This is a genomic window from Bacillus sp. RHFS10 (assembly GCF_016757475.1).
GTDB lineage: Bacteria > Bacillota > Bacilli > Bacillales > Bacillaceae > Bacillus > Bacillus subtilis_G.
Genome location: NZ_JAESPO010000004.1, coordinates 120,192 through 135,786 on the forward strand (window position 1 = coordinate 120,192; position 15,595 = coordinate 135,786).

The window sequence follows — 15,595 nt, forward strand, 5'->3', positions numbered from 1 at the left end:
GGAAACAGCGGACAAGTCTTTTCATAAAGGAGCAAACGACTTAATGGCTGAACTGCTGATGAAAGCAAAACTCACGTTTATGATTGTCGCAGGCGGCGTATTACAGGGACTCGGCATGTCCTTGTTTTTATTTCCGCATGATATTCCGACAGGCGGGGCAGCAGGTATCGCGGTGCTATTGCATTATCTGTTTCAAATTCCTCATGGCTTTTCAGTATGGGCCGTGAATGTGTCGATGCTTTTTACCGCTTTAAAATGGCTGGAGATGAGAACATTCACCGGCACCCTCGCCTCGATTACCGTCACCTCTGTCTCGGTATTGATCTTTGATGTGGTTTTACCGGATATCACATCAAACCTGTGGCTTGATCTGGCAAGCGGCGCTGTGTTATTGGGACTCGGCATCGGACTTTTATACAAATATAAAATTTCAAACGGAGGATTCGGAGCCCTTGCCCTGATGATTTCCATCTACCGCGGCGGGAATCCCGGAACGATCCTGCTCTTCATGAATTGCATCATTTTTATGGTTACTGCGTCTATTATTGACTGGGGCATCGTCATTCAAGCTTTGATATGCCAAGTCATATCGACAAGAGTCATCGACTTCATCTATAACATCCGTCTGACTTCACTCCCCTATCTCACGCCTATGTACCGCCATAAAAAATAATAGGCAGAGGCTCTCTCACGACGAGAGCCCCGCAGCCGCCGTTTTACAAATAAAAGGTATCGGATCTTAACCCTAAACGCAGCGTCTCCAACGCGATTGCATCTTGAAATGGGATATTGGCCAGATTCACATTCGACCCGATCCTATGGATAAACCCATGCTGGAGCGTTTTGTTCGGCGCTTCAAAAATCAGCCGGGTCATATCAATATCTGAGGAAATGATGTCATCGACAATTTGAAACCTAACATCGCCGCTTCTCGAGCAGATTCCTCCTGTCCCGCTTTCCCTGGCCTCCGTCATCACTTTTTCCGCGCCCGCTTCCATATCCTCAACGATATACTCAAGCCATTCCTCAGAGCTTTGCCGGCTTGATAATTCCGCATCCTTACTGCCCACTTCGCTGAACACATGAAATTCATCGGAAAAATCGGCAATATAAGCCGCTTTCTCTTTATTTGTCATGGGGAGCGTACCGTTTGAAATCTCAATATATTCACAGCCGAAATAGGTGCAGTACCGATGAAATTCATTCACTTTTTTCTGGCTTACATACTTCTCAAACAGTGTGCCGCCAAAGAAAAATTTAATGTCATGCTCTTTCAGCGTGCTGATTTTCCCTTCAAGATCTTTCGTAAGTAATGATGTGCCCCAGCCGAATTTCACAAAATCAATATAGTCGGACGCCGCGGCTATTACATCTTTGAAAAAATGCAAAGGATAGCCGTTATCGATTAAAATGGTCTGCCCGGTTTCTCTCGGCTTGCTTGTTCTCACTGGCAATTCTAGTGAAAAATCATTCATATTATGACCCTCTCTATCGTTGGAACTTCGCTTTCTTGTTTCACTTTCATGACGAAATCGCCTGTCAATTCTTTTGTACAGTATACGATGTCTTCCGAATCAAACAATGGCTGGCGGCAGTCAAAAAATTTCTCCGCAACAGATGAGCGTTTTATTCTTTCAATCGCCTCCGCAGCCGTTGCCTCATTTGTCTCTTCAATGATGCCCTTTATATACTGCGCACACGCCATGTCGTCATCACCTGACGGATGGGAAGCGACAATGTTCATGACACAATCCTTTGCCGCGAGCGTTTTCACATGCTCTGCAGTTGTTCTGGCGTTTGAAAATCCGGTCACGAACAGATGCTTGGCGTTCAGCGCCCCTAACGCCGCTGTGACGCCGTTTGTTGTCTTCTGGATCAGGCGCTTATCCGCCATATCCTGCTCCGCCATGCGTTTTGGTGAATTATCCAAATCAAACCCGCTGATACCGACCCCCTTTTCTTCTCCCGTCAATACGTAATCCGGATAGGTGTCTTTCAGCGCAAAGGCTTCGTCAGCTGTCCGGACCAATAAAATTTCTTTCGCCCCGCCGATAAACGCATAATGGGCGACTGTAAAGGCTCTGATGACATCAATGACGATATTAATATCCGCCGGGGCAAGCGAATGATGATGCCCCTGATAAATGGTAATCGGCATAACACCTCTCCTTGGGCATAAAACCATTTTGCTTAAAAGCATATTCAGCTGGTCTCTTAATGGTTCCGCCCCTCATTTTAGGCGGACGCCGCACCTAAAAACCTGAACCTTTATGCAAAAAATGAATAGTCTGCCTATAACTCGATCAATAGATTAAAAACAGACAGATGCAAACGGGGGGAAAACGTTGAACGAACAAATCATCACATATGATACATGGAACGACACGCAGGCCAAACAGATAACGGGTCAATTGATCGATGAGCTCGATGTGCTGAAATGGGCTTACCGAACATACGGGGATAAGATTGTGTACGCGTGCAGCTTTGGCGCAGAAGGGATGGTGCTTCTCGATTTATTATCAAAAATCAACAAAAACGCGCACATCATCTTTTTGGATACAGGGCTGCATTTTCAAGAAACATATGAGCTGATCGAGACCGTCAAAGAGCGATATCCGAGCTTGAGAATCCAGCTACTCCAACCCGAGCTGAGCTTAAAAGAACAGGAGACGCAATACGGCGAAGAACTGTGGCAGCATAACCCTAACCTATGCTGCCAATTGAGAAAAATCGAGCCGCTGAAAAAGCACCTGTCCGGCATGACAGCTTGGATTTCAGGGCTGCGCCGGGAGCAGTCGCCTTCAAGAAAGCATATTCAATACGTGAATCTGGATCAGAAGTTTGAGCTCATTAAAATTTGCCCGCTCATCCACTGGACATGGGGTGACGTTTGGACGTACATCCGCCTGCACAATTTACCTTATAACAAACTGCACGATCAACATTACCCGAGCATAGGCTGTGAAATGTGTACATTGCCTTCCTCGGACCCGAACGATGAGAGGGCCGGAAGATGGGCCGGACGGGAGAAAACAGAATGCGGCCTGCATCAAGAATAATGGCCGGCATGTCCTTGTTGAAAGAATGTTGAACGCTGCTTTAAAGCTTTGAGCAAGCGCAGAAAAGAGAACAAAGGAAACGTAAAAATGGAGGTTGAACACGTTGAATGGAAACGAGCCCCATGGAGGGGTGTTAATCAACCGCTGCGATCCCGCATGCCATTTTGAAGGGTGCACGTGCGAAGCGGAGCTGGATCAGCTTGCACTGAGCGACCTGGAGCTTATCGCGATCGGCGGCTACAGCCCGTTAACTGGTTTTTTGGGAGAAAAAGATTATCATTCTGTTGTGAAAGAGATGAGGCTGGCAAACGGCTTACCGTGGAGCCTGCCGATTACGCTCCCTGTCGGAGAAGAAACAGCAAAACAGTTGTCTGCCGGAGATCGCGTCAAGCTTGTGAAAGACGGCGTTGCCTACGGCATGATCACAGTCATTGATATATACCAGCCTGATAAAACACAAGAAGCACTGTCTGTTTTTAAAACAAGCGATCCTGCCCACCCAGGCGTAAAAAAACTGCTGGAGCGTCCGGATTACTATATCGGAGGGCCTATCACGGTGAGCCGCCTACCCGACAAAACCTTCGAACAGTTTTACGCAGCGCCTGCAGAAACAAGAGCGGCCTTTAAAAACCTCGGCTGGCACACAATAGTCGGTTTTCAAACCAGAAATCCTGTTCACAGAGCGCATGAATACATTCAAAAAACAGCGTTAGAAACGGTCGACGGTCTGCTGCTTCATCCGCTCGTCGGAGAAACGAAGTCAGACGATATCCCAAGCGATATCAGAATGGAAAGTTATCAGGTATTGCTTGATCACTATTATCCAAAGGATCGCGTCATGTTATCGGTCTTCCCTGCCGCCATGCGGTATGCAGGTCCGCGGGAAGCGGTTTTCCACGCGCTCGTCCGCAAAAATTACGGCTGCACCCATTTTATTGTAGGCCGTGATCACGCGGGTGTCGGCAGCTATTACGGAACGTACGACGCACAAACTATTTTTCAATCATTCACAGAGGAGGAACTGGGCATCAAGCCCCTGTTTTTCGAGCACAGCTTTTACTGCCGGAAATGCGGAAACATGGCCACCTCGAAAACATGTCCGCATAGCCAAAGAGACCACATCCACTTATCAGGCACAAAAGTAAGAGAGCTTCTCCGCCAAGGAAAAAAACCGCCTAAAGAATTCAGCCGGCCTGAGGTCGCAAACGTGCTGATCAAGGGTCTACACCAACAGCCCGTTGCCATCCAGCAAAACAGCGGGGGATTGCAATGACGCATAATCCGAACATCATTTGGCACCCCGCTGCAATCTCAAAGTTTGACAGACAGTCCTTAAACGGACACAAAAGCTGCGCCCTCTGGTTTACCGGGCTGTCCGGCTCAGGAAAATCAGTGCTGGCCAATGCCGTTGATGAAAAGCTGTACCGTATGGGCATTCAGAGCTATGTGCTTGACGGCGATAATATCCGCCACGGCTTAAACAAAGATCTTGGTTTTCAGACTGAAGACAGGATTGAAAACATCCGCCGGATCGGAGAAGTGGCGAAGCTGTTTGTCGACAGCGGGCAAATGATTTTAACGGCTTTTATTTCTCCATTCAGAGAGGACCGGGACATGGTCAGAGCGCTATTCCCTGAAGGAGAGTTCTTCGAAATTTATGTGAAGTGCCCGCTGCATGTTTGTGAACAGCGCGATCCGAAGGGACTTTATCAAAAAGCGCGAAACGGAGAGATCAAACATTTTACCGGAATCGATTCTCCGTATGAAGAGCCGCTTTCACCGGATTTGATCATTGAGTCAGACCAGACATCTATTTCCGATGGAGCTGATCTGATCATTACAGAACTGCAAAATAAAGGCATCATATGAAAAACCCGATCAATATCGGGTTTTTTCTCATGATTTGGCAAACTGCGCAATCAAACTGTTGATCTTCTCTTTTTCCTCATAAAAAGCTCCGTGCCCGCTTTTTGCAAATGGAACCCATTCAGACTGCTTGATGCCGCGCTTCAATTCTTTTGCAAAATCAAACGGCGCAATTTGATCCTTTCTCCCGTGCAGGATCAGCGCAGGCACCTTGATTGACGCAAGATCCTTTCTGAGATCCTCGTCTCTTAATGCAATGCCTGAGTAGATCGTCCCATAGGAGGAAGCCTCCAGCATCAAATTGAGAAACCACTGTCTGAGCTCTGGCGACACTTTTTTCTCAAAAAACCGTGTCCCTAAATCAGCAAGTGTTTTGGGCCGATCCATTTTGAATTGTTCGATCATATCGTCAATATCCTGCTTCCTCATTCCGTACGGATAACCCGGGCGTTTTGTAAATGCGGGGGCCGCTGCCGACAATAAAATCAGCTTACCAATATCGGCTCCGTCATGCCTTGCCATATAACGGATTGCAATTGCGCCGCCCATCGAAAAACCGGCAAGAATCGCGTTCTCAAGCTGCAGTGTATAAATGACAGCTTTGACATCATCGGCCATCGTGTCATAATCGTAGCCTTCCCATGGGCGGTCAGATTGCCCATATCCCCGTAAATCAACGCCGATAAAACGGAATCCTCTTTTCGGAAGCTCATTCATTTGATATTCAAACATCTTATGATTCAACGGCCACCCGTGCAAAAAGATGATCGGCCTTCCATGCCCGATATCCTCTACAAACAGTGTCACATGCTCCTCGGTTTTGATGTAATGCCCCATTCCGCACTCCTCCTGTTCCCTTTTCTTTCCCGGTCTGTAAACGCCTTGACGTACAGGAAGCTTTCCATTTATGCTTACAAAACAAGCGGGCTGCCATACCAAGAAAAGGCTCTTCATGATTCACTATATGTAGCAATTCCCGTAACGATCTATTAAATTGATCCCGGAGGCTTCTGGTTTTCGGGCAGCAAAGGATGTCATCGCATGAATAAAATAGTGATTCAAAAACCTCACATACCGGAAAACCTGCAAACCGCAGATTTCCATAAAACCGCGGTGCAGGATGATGTAATCAGCATGCGCTTGTTTGAAGATTGTACAATCTGCGGCGAAGATATTGAAAAACTTTGTGTGGAAAAAACGGTATTCAGAAATGTCGTATTTATTGATGTGTCTTTCCGGCAGATTGAACTGACCGATGTGATCTTTGAAAAATGTGATTTGTCAAACACCGATTTCAGCGGAGCTGTCATTCACAGAACTTCCATTAAGCAATCAAAAATGGTTGGAATGAATGTGGTGGACTCAACGCTGCGGAATGTTTCATTCGAGGAATGCCACGGACATTTCAGTTCATTTTCTTACTCAAATATGAAACAAGTTCGATTTGATCACTGTGCCCTTATGCAAAGTGAGTGCAGCAATATGACGCTCCAGCAGACACACTTTGACGGGTGCGAACTGGAAGGCGCCAGCTTTACCGGCACGTCCCTTCAAAATATGGACATCAGCACCTGCCGTTTTGAACAGCTTCATGTCTCCCTCGACAAATTGAAAGGCTGCAAAATCGCGCCGGAGCACGCGATGGCTTTCGCCAGGGCGCTGGGAGCTGTCATTGTATAACAAATGTTAGATCATCAGGCGGCGGGCTGTATCGGCTGCCGCTTTAATGCCTGTTTCCAAATCCGCAAGAGATGCATAGGAATATGACAGCCTGATGCTGTTGCGATCTTCGCCGTTATAAATAGAACCGGGATTCACCAGCACCTGCTGTTTCAGCAGTTCATGAAAGAAACGGCTGACAGGCAAGGGTTTGTGAAATGTCACCCACATATAAAAGCCGCCGGCGGGAATCCGCCACGTCGCGATGTCCCCGGCATACCGCTCGAGAAACTGAACTGCCGCATCTCTCCTTTGTTTTAAAACCCCGCGTATCCATGTCAGATGCTCTTCATAATACCCCTGTGACAGCCATTCGGCTGCCGCCCACTGGGACAGGCCGCTCGATCCGTAGTCTGTCTGCATTTTAATGTCCGCCAGCCGTTCAATGACCGGCTCCGGTCCGGCCAGCCAGCCGATTCGCAGGCCGGGGCTCACTGTTTTTGAAAACGTGCCCACATATAAAATATTGCCTTCATGATCCATTGCTTTTAACGGTTGAGGCGGTTTTTCTTCAAACCATAATTCACCGTACGCATCATCCTCAATGATTGGCAGCTGCTCTTTTTTTGACAGGCCAATGATCTCTTCCCTTCGCTGCTCTGACATAACAGTGCCCGTCGGATTATGAAACGACGGAATGGTGTAAAGCAGCTGCCCTCCGTACTGTTTTCGATAAGAAGAAATAAGCCCCGCCTTGATTCCCGCTTCATCCATCGGCATGCCGCGAAGCCGCATCCCCGCTGATTGAAACACATGCAAAGATTGAAGGTAGGACGGCTTTTCCGTCAAAATGACTGAACCTCGTTTTAAAAGCCCGATCGAGATAAGCTGAAGCGCCTGAAGCGCGCCGGACACAATTAAAATCGCTGACGGTGATACATGGATCTGCTTGCCTTTCAAATGATCCGCCACCGCCTCCCGCAGCTTACGATTTCCTTTCGGCTGCTCGTATCCTAAAGACAGGGCGTGCGGATTGATCTGCTGAAACATCCGGCGCATTGTGCCAGCAGGCAGCAGGTCCGGTGAAAGCTCCCCTGTGCCTAATCTGATGATATCCGCTCTTGGTTCGTTTTGATTAATCTCCTGGATGATGGAAGAATTAGGGTGATGAATACCTGAACGGACGTAATTGCTCCAATCGAGAGGAGGCTCAGCCGCCAGCACGCTCCACGTACTGTTTACAACCTTCGTGCCGCCACCTCTTCTCCCCTCAAACAGGCCTTGAGACGTGAGTTCGTCAATGGCTGCTGTCACTGTGCTGCGGTTCACTTGAAACATGTCGGCCAGCGTTCTCTGTGAAGGGATTTTCGTCCCTACAGCCCACTCTCCGTGAAGAATTTTGTCTTTCATGTACTGTTCGATCTGCCGATGCAGCGGAACATCCGAATATCGGCTTGGCCGCCATTGCGACAAGTTCATCCCCCCTCTTTTCTTCACATTATACATTTGGCTGGTCTTAAACCCAACCAAATGGCCGGAGACTTGGGAAAAAATCTCCCTTATGATTGAAAAAACAGATGTGAAGGGAGTTTTTTCAGCATGAATGCAATCATTCACGGAGTTGTGCTTGCCTTTGGCTTAATTTTGCCGCTGGGAGCGCAAAATGTATTTATTTTTCAGCAAGGGACATGGCAAAGGCATATTTGGCGGGCACTTCCCGCCGTCATCAGCGCTGCTGTCTGCGATACCCTATTAATCGCATTAGCCGTTGCGGGTGTATCTGTCATTGTTCAGCAGCTGCCTGTGTTTGAAACAGTGATGATGGCCGGGGGATTTTTGTTTCTCCTCTATATGGGTTGGGTGACTTGGAACAGCCATCCGAAAGCAAACCAAAATGAGAAAAATACGTTCACAGCTAAAAAACAAGCTGCGTTTGCGGCCGCCGTTTCTCTTTTAAATCCACACGCCATTCTGGACACGATCGGCGTCATTGGCACAAGCTCGCTCCAATACTCGGGGCTTGAAAAATGGCTCTTTATGGCCGCCTGCATCGCTGTGTCTTGGTTTTGGTTTATCAGTCTTGCGATAGCGGGCCGGCTGTTTCAGACAATGGATACGAGCGGCAGGCTTATGCTGATCGTAAACAAATGCTCGGCAGTGGTGATGTGGGCAGCAGCAGGGTATTTCGGAGTATCACTGTTAAGAAATTGAAGGGAAAACAAAAGACACAGCGAATGTCATAGAAAAGGAGGCAATGCTGATGACTGATGCTAAACAGTTTTATGACTACCATTCCTGGGCGAATAAGCGAATCTTGAATCATATCGAAAGCCTGCCGGAGGAAACAGCTTATCAAGAAGTACAGAGCGTATTCCCTTCTATCAGCGACGTGCTGCTTCATATGTGCAGGGCTGACTACATTTGGCTGAAAACTCTTTCAGGAGCAACCTACCAAGAGGTGATAGACAGCGTCGGAAAATTCGAGGCCGCGCATCGTGATATGGCAGTGATTAATGGGCATTTTTCTGAACTGGAGGCACAGTATCACGATTTCTTCAGCCGCCAGACGGACTTTGAACAGCAGGTCTTATTTCAGCATCCGACACACGGAACACTCGTAACAACTTATACAGGCGTCATCCTGCATGTCATCAATCATGGCACGTATCACAGAGGGAACGTGACCGCCATGCTGAGGCAGCTTGGCCATCCAGGCGTACCTACTGATTATGTATACTATTTATATGAGAAGAAAGAAAGCAAGGGCTAAACTGTCCTTGCTTTTTTGATCGGAAAGATGTGCGGGTGTGCCGACGCCTATAACCGAATGTGAGCACTTTTCACATCCAGCTGTACAGGCCTGCCGCTTCGATACGATTGGGTCGCGGCAATGCCGACTTCTAAATTGATCGTTGCATCGACATCTGTCACGATCGGTGTTTTTCCATCCCGGACACACTCGGCAAAATGCTGCAGCTCTAAGCAGTAGGCTTCATGAAAACGAGTTTGAAAGTCTGGTATAATATCATAGCTGCTCCCTTTCGCCGACAGGATGGTCACGTGTTGATTTCTCAATGTCCCTATGAAAATACTGCCCTCAGTCCCGATAACTTCCGCCCGGATGTCATGTCCGTATGGAGAAGTTCTGCTTGCCTCGACGTCCCCCGCTGCGCCGGAGTCAAATTCTATATATGTCAATGCCTGATCGACATCGCCATACTCCTCCATAAACGGATTGTTCAAGATCCTGCCGTGTCCGGAAACAGAAGTGATCTCTGCTCCGAGCAAATAACGGGCAATATCATAGTCATGGATGGAGCAGTCTATAAAGATCCCGCCGCTGTGTTTGATAAACGCTGCCGGAGGCGTTCCTTTATCGCGCGTAAAGCCTTTATAATAGATGGGTTTGCCGATTTCTCCAGCGTCGATCCGCCGTTTGGCGTCTGCGTATGCGGGATCGAATCGCCTCATAAAGCCGACTTGGCAAATGACACCTGTCTCTTTCACTTTTTCAGAAACCGCTTTTGATTCCTCAAGGCTTAATGTCAGCGGTTTTTCAACGAATATCTGCTTGCCGTTCTCCGCTGCTTTGATGATCATATCGCTATGTGTGCTTGTCGGCGTTACGATAATGACAGCATCAATGCCGGGATCTTCCAATATCTCATACGGGTCCTCTGACCACTTTTCAATACCAAATTCTTTGGCAACTTGCTCCGATCTCCCTTTCAACGGATCACCGACACTGACCAGCTTTGCCCCCGGAACACTTGTGACGAGATTTTTCGCATGGTTATAACCGAGCCTTCCTAACCCTAATACCGCGCATCTTACTTGATGTTCCACGTCCCATCCTCTCCTTTATCGCATTTTGGAACCGCCTTAAGAAAGCGCTTTCTATCAACAGCTAAAAAACAGCGCTCCAATCCGCTTTAACACGTTGCGCAAGCGCTTTCTCAAAAGATGGTTTCATTTTACAATGTCTTTTCCCTGCACGCAATATGTTTTTTGGCTTCAACTGTCAACATGAAAAAACCCGCTCATTAGCGGGCTCAAGTTTTGAGCGGTGATGTGGAATGTCTGACCACAAGCTCAGGCGGCAGCACGATTTTTTGTTTCGTCTTTCGTTTTCCTTCGATGGCTTCGGCCAGCAGTTCGGTGACGCTCCGCCCCATATCTTTAATCGGCTGGGCCACGGTCGTCAGGGGCGGGGCCGCCATTTCTGCAAGTATCGTGTTATCAAAACCGATAATCGAAAGGTCGTCCGGCACTTTTATGCCTCTTATCCTCGCAGCTTGTATGGCGGCACAGGCCAGTACGTCGTTGAAGGCAAAAATAGCCGTCGGGGCGTTCCTGTCCAGCAATTTTCCCGCTTCTTCCTTGCCGCTTTCCAAAGAAAATCGCGTCGGGACGATAAGCGATTCATCGACAGGCGCGTTCGCCTCCTCCATCGCCTGGCGAAAGCCTTTGATTCTGTTTTTTTCACCCGTCGTTGACCCGTCTCCAACAATGCAGGCGATGTTCGTATGGCCGAGTGACAGAAGATGCTTGGCAGCCTCGTACCCGCCGCGAATGTCATCCACCACGACAATATCCATCGGGAGCAGCGGCTTATCCTGAGAAATCATGGCAAGCGGGATTTGTTCGCTGGCGATTTCCTCCAAAGCAGACATGCTGTCATGATTCTCAATCCCTGTCGCAAAAATAATGCCGTCCACCTTTTTCTGCTTCAGGACAGAAAAATATTTTGTTTCTTTTTTCGAATCGTAATCGGTGCTGCAAATCATCATTTGAAAACCGAGCTCACCCGCCCTTTCCTCAATGCTTTTGGCAAGTTCGCCGTAAAAAGGATTTGAAATATCAGGCGTCACAAGAGCGATCATATTCGTTCGTTTTCCCGTTAACGCCGAGGCGTGGACATTGGGCGTGTACGCCATTTCTTTCATGATAGTTATCACCTTCTGCCGCGTTTTGTCACTGATTCTGCCGGTATTGTTAATCACACGCGACACAGTTGTGATCGAGACACCCGCCGCCCTTGCCACATCGTAGATTGTTGTTTTCATATTCATCCCTCGTCTGGTTATTGAACTTTCCTGCTGACAATTTTCCGGTATTCAATTGGTGAAATGCCTTCTATCTGCTTAAAGAGTTTTGAAAAGTATGTCGGGTCTTCCATTCCGATCGTTTCCGCAATAACGCCCATTTTATCGTTTGTAGAGGATAAAAGTCGCTTCGCTTCCGTCATTCTCACCCGGTTCGTGTATTGTGCAGGCGTAACGCCAAGCACCTGCTGCATGCAGCGGCTCACATAATCCTGATGATAGTGAAGGGCGAGCGATAGATCCTTGATTGTTGTCTTTTCTTTATAATGCTCCTGTAAGTACCGGGCCGCCTCCCAGGCAACCCGCTCTTTCGCAGACGGAATTTGAAACGCCTCTTTTTGAAGATGCAGCATCAGCTCTTCAAATAAGATTTGTTTTCTAAGCGGCAAATCGGAGTTTTCCGCGGAGTAATCGATCAGCCTTTCAAACTGCTGCGCCATAAACTGCGGGCGCTGCACCTTGCCTTTTCTCGGCAAAGCCAGTCCGTAGCGGGCCGGCTCCTCGAAGCTCCCTTTTTCCTGCTGAAGCTCAGACCAATTGCTGCCTCCCTTTGCCGTAAATTTATACCGATGTTCATCAAAGTGAAGCCAATAATAGGAGGCTGCTTCATCACTGCCCTTCGTCCCATAGTGTTCAAGACCGGGAGAAAGCAAGATGTACTCGCCCCCTTCAACTGAGAACGATTTTTCATTTTCCGTAATATATAACGTTCCCTGCTTGACGTATATCAGGTCAAACACAGAGAATACTCGTTTCACATGGGTTTCTCCCTTTTTAAAAACCCCTTCTCCGGCTGCGATAAATACCGGAAATGGCGGGACTGTAAACTGGATGCGGGGCATTTTGATCATCCTCCTTTTTAAGTCGGATTTTTGCAAGAAGTATCGTTTCTCTCCCTTTTTATTATAGGAAAATGGAGGTACACTTTAAAACGTTGATTTTATTTACGAAAGGGGTTAGACACAATGAAACAAGCTGTCTTCAAATCAACTGCTTTGAAAAAACCCGCTGACAAATCGTTCTCATTATTTTCGCTTACTTGGCCGATCTTTATCGAGGTCTCATTATATATGTTTATGGGTAATGCCGATACACTGATGCTCAGCCAATACTCAGATAACAGCGTGGCAGCAGTCGGCGTCAGCAACCAGATTTTGAATTTAATTATCGTGATGTTCAGCTTTATCGCAACAGGAACGACCGTTATCATTTCACAATTTTTAGGGTCACGGCAAAAGAAAGAAGCCATGGAAGTCGCTTATGTGTCAATCGGCGCCAACTTCTTCATCAGCCTTGCCATCAGCGCCCTCGTCTTTTTCGCGGCGGTCCCTCTCCTTCATATGATGGGATTATCAAACGAACTGATGCCTGATGCGAAAGTTTTTTTACAAGTTGTCGGAGGTCTGTCCTTTATTCAGGCTTTAATTATGACGTTCAGCGCGATCTTAAAAAGCTACGGCTACACAAAAGATACAATGTTTGTCACAATCGGCATGAACCTTTTAAACATTGCTGGAAACTTTATTGTGATTTTCGGCCTGTTCGGCTTTCCTGTTCTCGGCGTTGCCGGTGTGGCGATATCTACATCTATCGCCCGCGTCATCGGATTAATCGCGATGATTGTCATTGTCAACAAACGCATTCAGCTGAAATTGTCGTTGAAAAAAGTCTTTCATATGCATAAAGAGCATCTGCGCAAGCTGCTGAAAATCGGCATCCCTTCTGCGGGAGAACAGCTTTCATATAACCTGTCGCAAATGATTGTCACTTATTTTATCGCCATCATGGGCGCGCAGGCTTTGACAACTAAAGTGTACACGCAAAATATTACGATGTTTATTTTGCTGTTCGGCACCGCGATCAGCCAAGGCACACAAATTTTAATCGGCCGCTATATCGGCGGCAAACAGTTTGACGCCGCTTATGAACGCTGTATGAAGAGCCTATACTGGGCCCTCGGAATTGCGGCGGCAACGTCTGTTTTAATGACGATCTTTTCCAAGGATCTCATCGGCATCTTTACACAAAGCCCTGATATTATCGCGACTGCAAGCTTATTGATTGCGATGACGATTATTCTTGAACCGGGCCGTTCATTTAACGTCGTCATTATCAACTCCCTGCGGGCGGCTGGCGATGCGAAGTTCCCTGTCTACATGGCAATGATTTCGATGTGGGGCATCGGGCTCCCGCTTGCCTATCTATTCGGCATCCACCTCGGTTTCGGTCTTGCCGGCATTTGGATTTCCTTTATCGCGGACGAATGGGTCCGGGGAATCTTAATGTACAGAAGATGGCGCTCACGTATCTGGATTCAAAAAGGCATGGCGTAACACCCGGTTCAAGGCCGGGTGTTTTTTAGATATCAGAACGCTTCGTTCTCTGTGACAGTGTATTGATGTTGAAAGACATCGTATTGCTCCGACCGGATTTTTTCTAAAACAGCACGGTACAAATGAAGAGCGGCTTTCACCGTTTTTTGCGAATACATTGGGAATAGCGACAAGGCATCCTGGCACTCTTCAAGGTAGGCTTCCGCTTCAAAAGCGATATACTCCCATGTCATGGTGAACGGCTTATTGACGACGCCCTTCTGAAGATCGTCCTCTGTATATCCAAATTGCTGCATCACCTGCCGAGGGATGCGGCTTTTTTGCTGTTGATCCGTGCCGATATCTCTTAAGATTTGAATCAGCTGTATAGCCAAGCCGAGAGAGACGGCTGCTTGTTTGAGCTGATCTTGGTTTCGGCGTGTCAGTATCGGCAGCAGCATCAATCCGGCCGCACCACCCGTCTGATATGCGTGCATGAGCAGTTCATCAAGGCTTTCGAACGGTTTATCTTCCGCTTTCTGTCCGGCAATGAACTCACGGAACAGCCCGCTGTCCAATGTAAAGGTCTGATACGTATGGCCGAAAGCCTTCCATAAATAATCATTTCCGTTATATGTCCCGGAAAAAACCTGTTCCGCCTCAGCTTCCATGGCAAATAACGCCTTCTCATCCGCACTGGCCGCCGTATGGCAAAACGCCATGACCGCCCAAGCGGCCTGTCTTTGCTTCAGCGGCAGAAACGAGAATGCTTTGTAGCAGGCTGGTTCGCGGGCGCTGACGATCTGCCCGCACTGCTGATAGGCTTCTTTTATCTCTTTCATTTCTTTTCACTCCTATGTATCACTGCTTCTTCAAGTCTATTATGTTTTCTCCCAATTGTATATGAAGAAAAAGCCGATTCCCACTTTGTAAAAGATAAGTGAGTGTATGTTTTTATGATGACAGCTAAACTTGCCTTTCATGTCACAGGCAGGTTACTTCAATAAAAGGAGGAATGTAAGGGAAAAAGGATAATTGTTATTTGATGTATCCTATTATTGGAGTGATTTAAGTGATAAAATTTTTTGAGTATAACTGGCAGGTAAGAGATGAATGGTTTACTTGGTGTCATCAACTATCCACTGAAGAGTTACTGAAAAACCATCTTGGTGGGGTAGGAAGTATTTTATATACCCTTTTTCATATTATTGACGTGGAATATAGTTGGGTTCGTGCTATCCAAGGGAAAGAAGATATCGTTGTTCAGTTCGCTGATTATCATACACTAGAGAAGGTTCAATCCCTTTCAATTAGTTTCCGAACTGACATTATTGACTTTTTAGAAACAAATTCAGATGAAATAAAAGATGAACTTGTAAGCGTTCCTTGGGATAAAGAGGTTTTATATACGAGAGATGATATATTACACCATATCATTGCTCACGAAATTCACCATATTGGCCAACTTTCTGTATGGGCTAGGGAATTAAAATTAAGCCCTATATCAGCTAATTTCATTGGGAGAAAATTGAACTATTGAAGTAACGGGGGCTTTCGTGCAACAACAAGTCGAAATTGGTTCTGCAGTACAAAA

15 protein-coding genes and 2 pseudogenes are annotated in these 15,595 nt (G+C 47.1%); 9 read left to right on the forward strand and 8 right to left on the reverse strand.

Annotated features, from left to right (window positions below; all coding sequences use genetic code 11):
* Positions 1-43: 43 nt before the first annotated feature.
* Positions 44-673, forward strand: coding sequence for a YitT family protein (locus JMN17_RS15055; RefSeq protein ID WP_087993613.1), 630 nt, complete (start codon positions 44-46; stop codon positions 671-673).
* A 43-nt stretch (positions 674-716) separates the two neighbouring features.
* Here JMN17_RS15055 and JMN17_RS15060 read toward each other — a convergent pair whose 3' ends face one another.
* Entirely contained in the window at positions 717-1,475 is a 759-nt protein-coding gene (locus tag JMN17_RS15060) for a phosphosulfolactate synthase (RefSeq protein WP_087993614.1), read from the reverse strand.
* Positions 1,472-2,158, reverse strand: a complete 687-nt coding sequence (locus tag JMN17_RS15065; RefSeq protein WP_087993615.1) for a 2-phosphosulfolactate phosphatase — start codon at positions 2,156-2,158, stop codon at positions 1,472-1,474. The genes JMN17_RS15060 and JMN17_RS15065 overlap by 4 nt, the downstream gene beginning before the upstream one ends.
* 187 nt (positions 2,159-2,345) lie before the next feature.
* On the opposite strand from JMN17_RS15065, the gene JMN17_RS15070 reads away from it, so the two are divergent.
* The 3 genes from JMN17_RS15070 to cysC all read left to right on the forward strand — a co-directional run bounded on the left by JMN17_RS15070 (position 2,346) and on the right by cysC (position 4,928).
* Entirely contained in the window at positions 2,346-3,059 is a 714-nt protein-coding gene (locus tag JMN17_RS15070; RefSeq protein ID WP_202328461.1) for a phosphoadenylyl-sulfate reductase, read from the forward strand.
* A gap of 103 nt (positions 3,060-3,162) precedes the next feature.
* The gene (sat, locus tag JMN17_RS15075) at positions 3,163-4,332 is read left to right on the forward strand and encodes a sulfate adenylyltransferase (RefSeq protein ID WP_202328462.1); all 1,170 of its coding nucleotides are present in this window, start codon (positions 3,163-3,165) and stop codon (positions 4,330-4,332) included.
* Positions 4,329-4,928, forward strand: coding sequence for an adenylyl-sulfate kinase (gene cysC / locus JMN17_RS15080; RefSeq protein WP_087993618.1), 600 nt, complete (start codon positions 4,329-4,331; stop codon positions 4,926-4,928). Before sat ends, cysC begins: the two co-directional genes overlap by 4 nt.
* A 27-nt stretch (positions 4,929-4,955) precedes the next feature.
* Here cysC and JMN17_RS15085 read toward each other — a convergent pair whose 3' ends face one another.
* Positions 4,956-5,762 carry an alpha/beta fold hydrolase gene (locus JMN17_RS15085; RefSeq protein WP_202328463.1) on the reverse strand — a complete coding sequence of 269 codons (807 nt, stop codon included), beginning with the start codon at positions 5,760-5,762 and terminating at the stop codon, positions 4,956-4,958.
* A gap of 204 nt (positions 5,763-5,966) precedes the next feature.
* On the opposite strand from JMN17_RS15085, the gene JMN17_RS15090 reads away from it, so the two are divergent.
* Positions 5,967-6,605, forward strand: coding sequence for a pentapeptide repeat-containing protein (locus JMN17_RS15090; protein WP_202328464.1), 639 nt, complete (start codon positions 5,967-5,969; stop codon positions 6,603-6,605).
* 6 nt (positions 6,606-6,611) lie between these two features.
* On the opposite strand, the gene JMN17_RS15095 is transcribed toward JMN17_RS15090, so the two are convergent.
* Positions 6,612-8,063, reverse strand: a complete 1,452-nt coding sequence (locus JMN17_RS15095; protein WP_202328465.1) for an aminotransferase-like domain-containing protein — start codon at positions 8,061-8,063, stop codon at positions 6,612-6,614.
* Between the two features lie 82 nt (positions 8,064-8,145).
* On the opposite strand from JMN17_RS15095, the pseudogene JMN17_RS15100 reads away from it, so the two are divergent.
* Both JMN17_RS15100 and JMN17_RS15105 read left to right on the forward strand, forming a co-directional pair.
* A pseudogene (locus JMN17_RS15100) lies at positions 8,146-8,795 on the forward strand (LysE/ArgO family amino acid transporter).
* A gap of 49 nt (positions 8,796-8,844) precedes the next feature.
* Positions 8,845-9,354: a DinB family protein gene (locus tag JMN17_RS15105; RefSeq protein ID WP_087993623.1), complete on the forward strand. Its 510-nt coding sequence runs from the start codon at positions 8,845-8,847 to the stop codon at positions 9,352-9,354.
* A 47-nt stretch (positions 9,355-9,401) separates the two neighbouring features.
* Here the strand turns inward: JMN17_RS15105 and JMN17_RS15110 are convergent, their stop codons facing one another.
* From JMN17_RS15110 to JMN17_RS15120, 3 genes are all read right to left on the reverse strand, one after another.
* Positions 9,402-10,430 carry a Gfo/Idh/MocA family oxidoreductase gene (locus JMN17_RS15110; RefSeq protein WP_202328467.1) on the reverse strand — a complete coding sequence of 343 codons (1,029 nt, stop codon included), beginning with the start codon at positions 10,428-10,430 and terminating at the stop codon, positions 9,402-9,404.
* 206 nt (positions 10,431-10,636) lie between these two features.
* Positions 10,637-11,650 carry a LacI family DNA-binding transcriptional regulator gene (locus tag JMN17_RS15115; RefSeq protein ID WP_202328468.1) on the reverse strand — a complete coding sequence of 338 codons (1,014 nt, stop codon included), beginning with the start codon at positions 11,648-11,650 and terminating at the stop codon, positions 10,637-10,639.
* Positions 11,651-11,667: 17 nt separating this feature from the next.
* The gene (locus JMN17_RS15120) at positions 11,668-12,531 is read right to left on the reverse strand and encodes an AraC family transcriptional regulator (protein ID WP_202328469.1); all 864 of its coding nucleotides are present in this window, start codon (positions 12,529-12,531) and stop codon (positions 11,668-11,670) included.
* A 123-nt stretch (positions 12,532-12,654) separates the two neighbouring features.
* Between JMN17_RS15120 and JMN17_RS15125 the strand changes: the two genes are divergently transcribed.
* Positions 12,655-14,022, forward strand: a complete 1,368-nt coding sequence (locus tag JMN17_RS15125; protein ID WP_087993628.1) for an MATE family efflux transporter — start codon at positions 12,655-12,657, stop codon at positions 14,020-14,022.
* Between the two features lie 32 nt (positions 14,023-14,054).
* On the opposite strand, the pseudogene JMN17_RS15130 reads toward JMN17_RS15125, so the two are convergent.
* Positions 14,055-14,866, reverse strand: a pseudogene (locus JMN17_RS15130) (phytoene/squalene synthase family protein).
* Positions 14,867-15,073: 207 nt separating this feature from the next.
* Between JMN17_RS15130 and JMN17_RS15135 the strand changes: the two are divergent.
* Positions 15,074-15,541, forward strand: coding sequence for a DinB family protein (locus JMN17_RS15135; protein ID WP_087993630.1), 468 nt, complete (start codon positions 15,074-15,076; stop codon positions 15,539-15,541).
* Positions 15,542-15,595 lie beyond the last annotated feature (54 nt).

Bases quoted from the DNA above. Each gene is read 5' to 3' on its own strand.
- JMN17_RS15055 (WP_087993613.1), top strand. From the start codon at position 44: ATGGCTGAACTGCTGATGAAAGCAAAACTCACGTTTATGATTGTCGCA.
- JMN17_RS15060 (WP_087993614.1), bottom strand. From the start codon at position 1,475: ATGAATGATTTTTCACTAGAATTGCCAGTGAGAACAAGCAAGCCGAGA.
- JMN17_RS15065 (WP_087993615.1), bottom strand. From the start codon at position 2,158: ATGCCGATTACCATTTATCAGGGGCATCATCATTCGCTTGCCCCGGCG.
- cysC (WP_087993618.1), top strand. From the start codon at position 4,329: ATGACGCATAATCCGAACATCATTTGGCACCCCGCTGCAATCTCAAAG.
- JMN17_RS15085 (WP_202328463.1), bottom strand. From the start codon at position 5,762: ATGGGGCATTACATCAAAACCGAGGAGCATGTGACACTGTTTGTAGAG.
- JMN17_RS15090 (WP_202328464.1), top strand. From the start codon at position 5,967: ATGAATAAAATAGTGATTCAAAAACCTCACATACCGGAAAACCTGCAA.
- JMN17_RS15095 (WP_202328465.1), bottom strand. From the start codon at position 8,063: ATGAACTTGTCGCAATGGCGGCCAAGCCGATATTCGGATGTTCCGCTG.
- JMN17_RS15105 (WP_087993623.1), top strand. From the start codon at position 8,845: ATGACTGATGCTAAACAGTTTTATGACTACCATTCCTGGGCGAATAAG.
- JMN17_RS15115 (WP_202328468.1), bottom strand. From the start codon at position 11,650: ATGAAAACAACAATCTACGATGTGGCAAGGGCGGCGGGTGTCTCGATC.
- JMN17_RS15120 (WP_202328469.1), bottom strand. From the start codon at position 12,531: ATGCCCCGCATCCAGTTTACAGTCCCGCCATTTCCGGTATTTATCGCA.
- JMN17_RS15125 (WP_087993628.1), top strand. From the start codon at position 12,655: ATGAAACAAGCTGTCTTCAAATCAACTGCTTTGAAAAAACCCGCTGAC.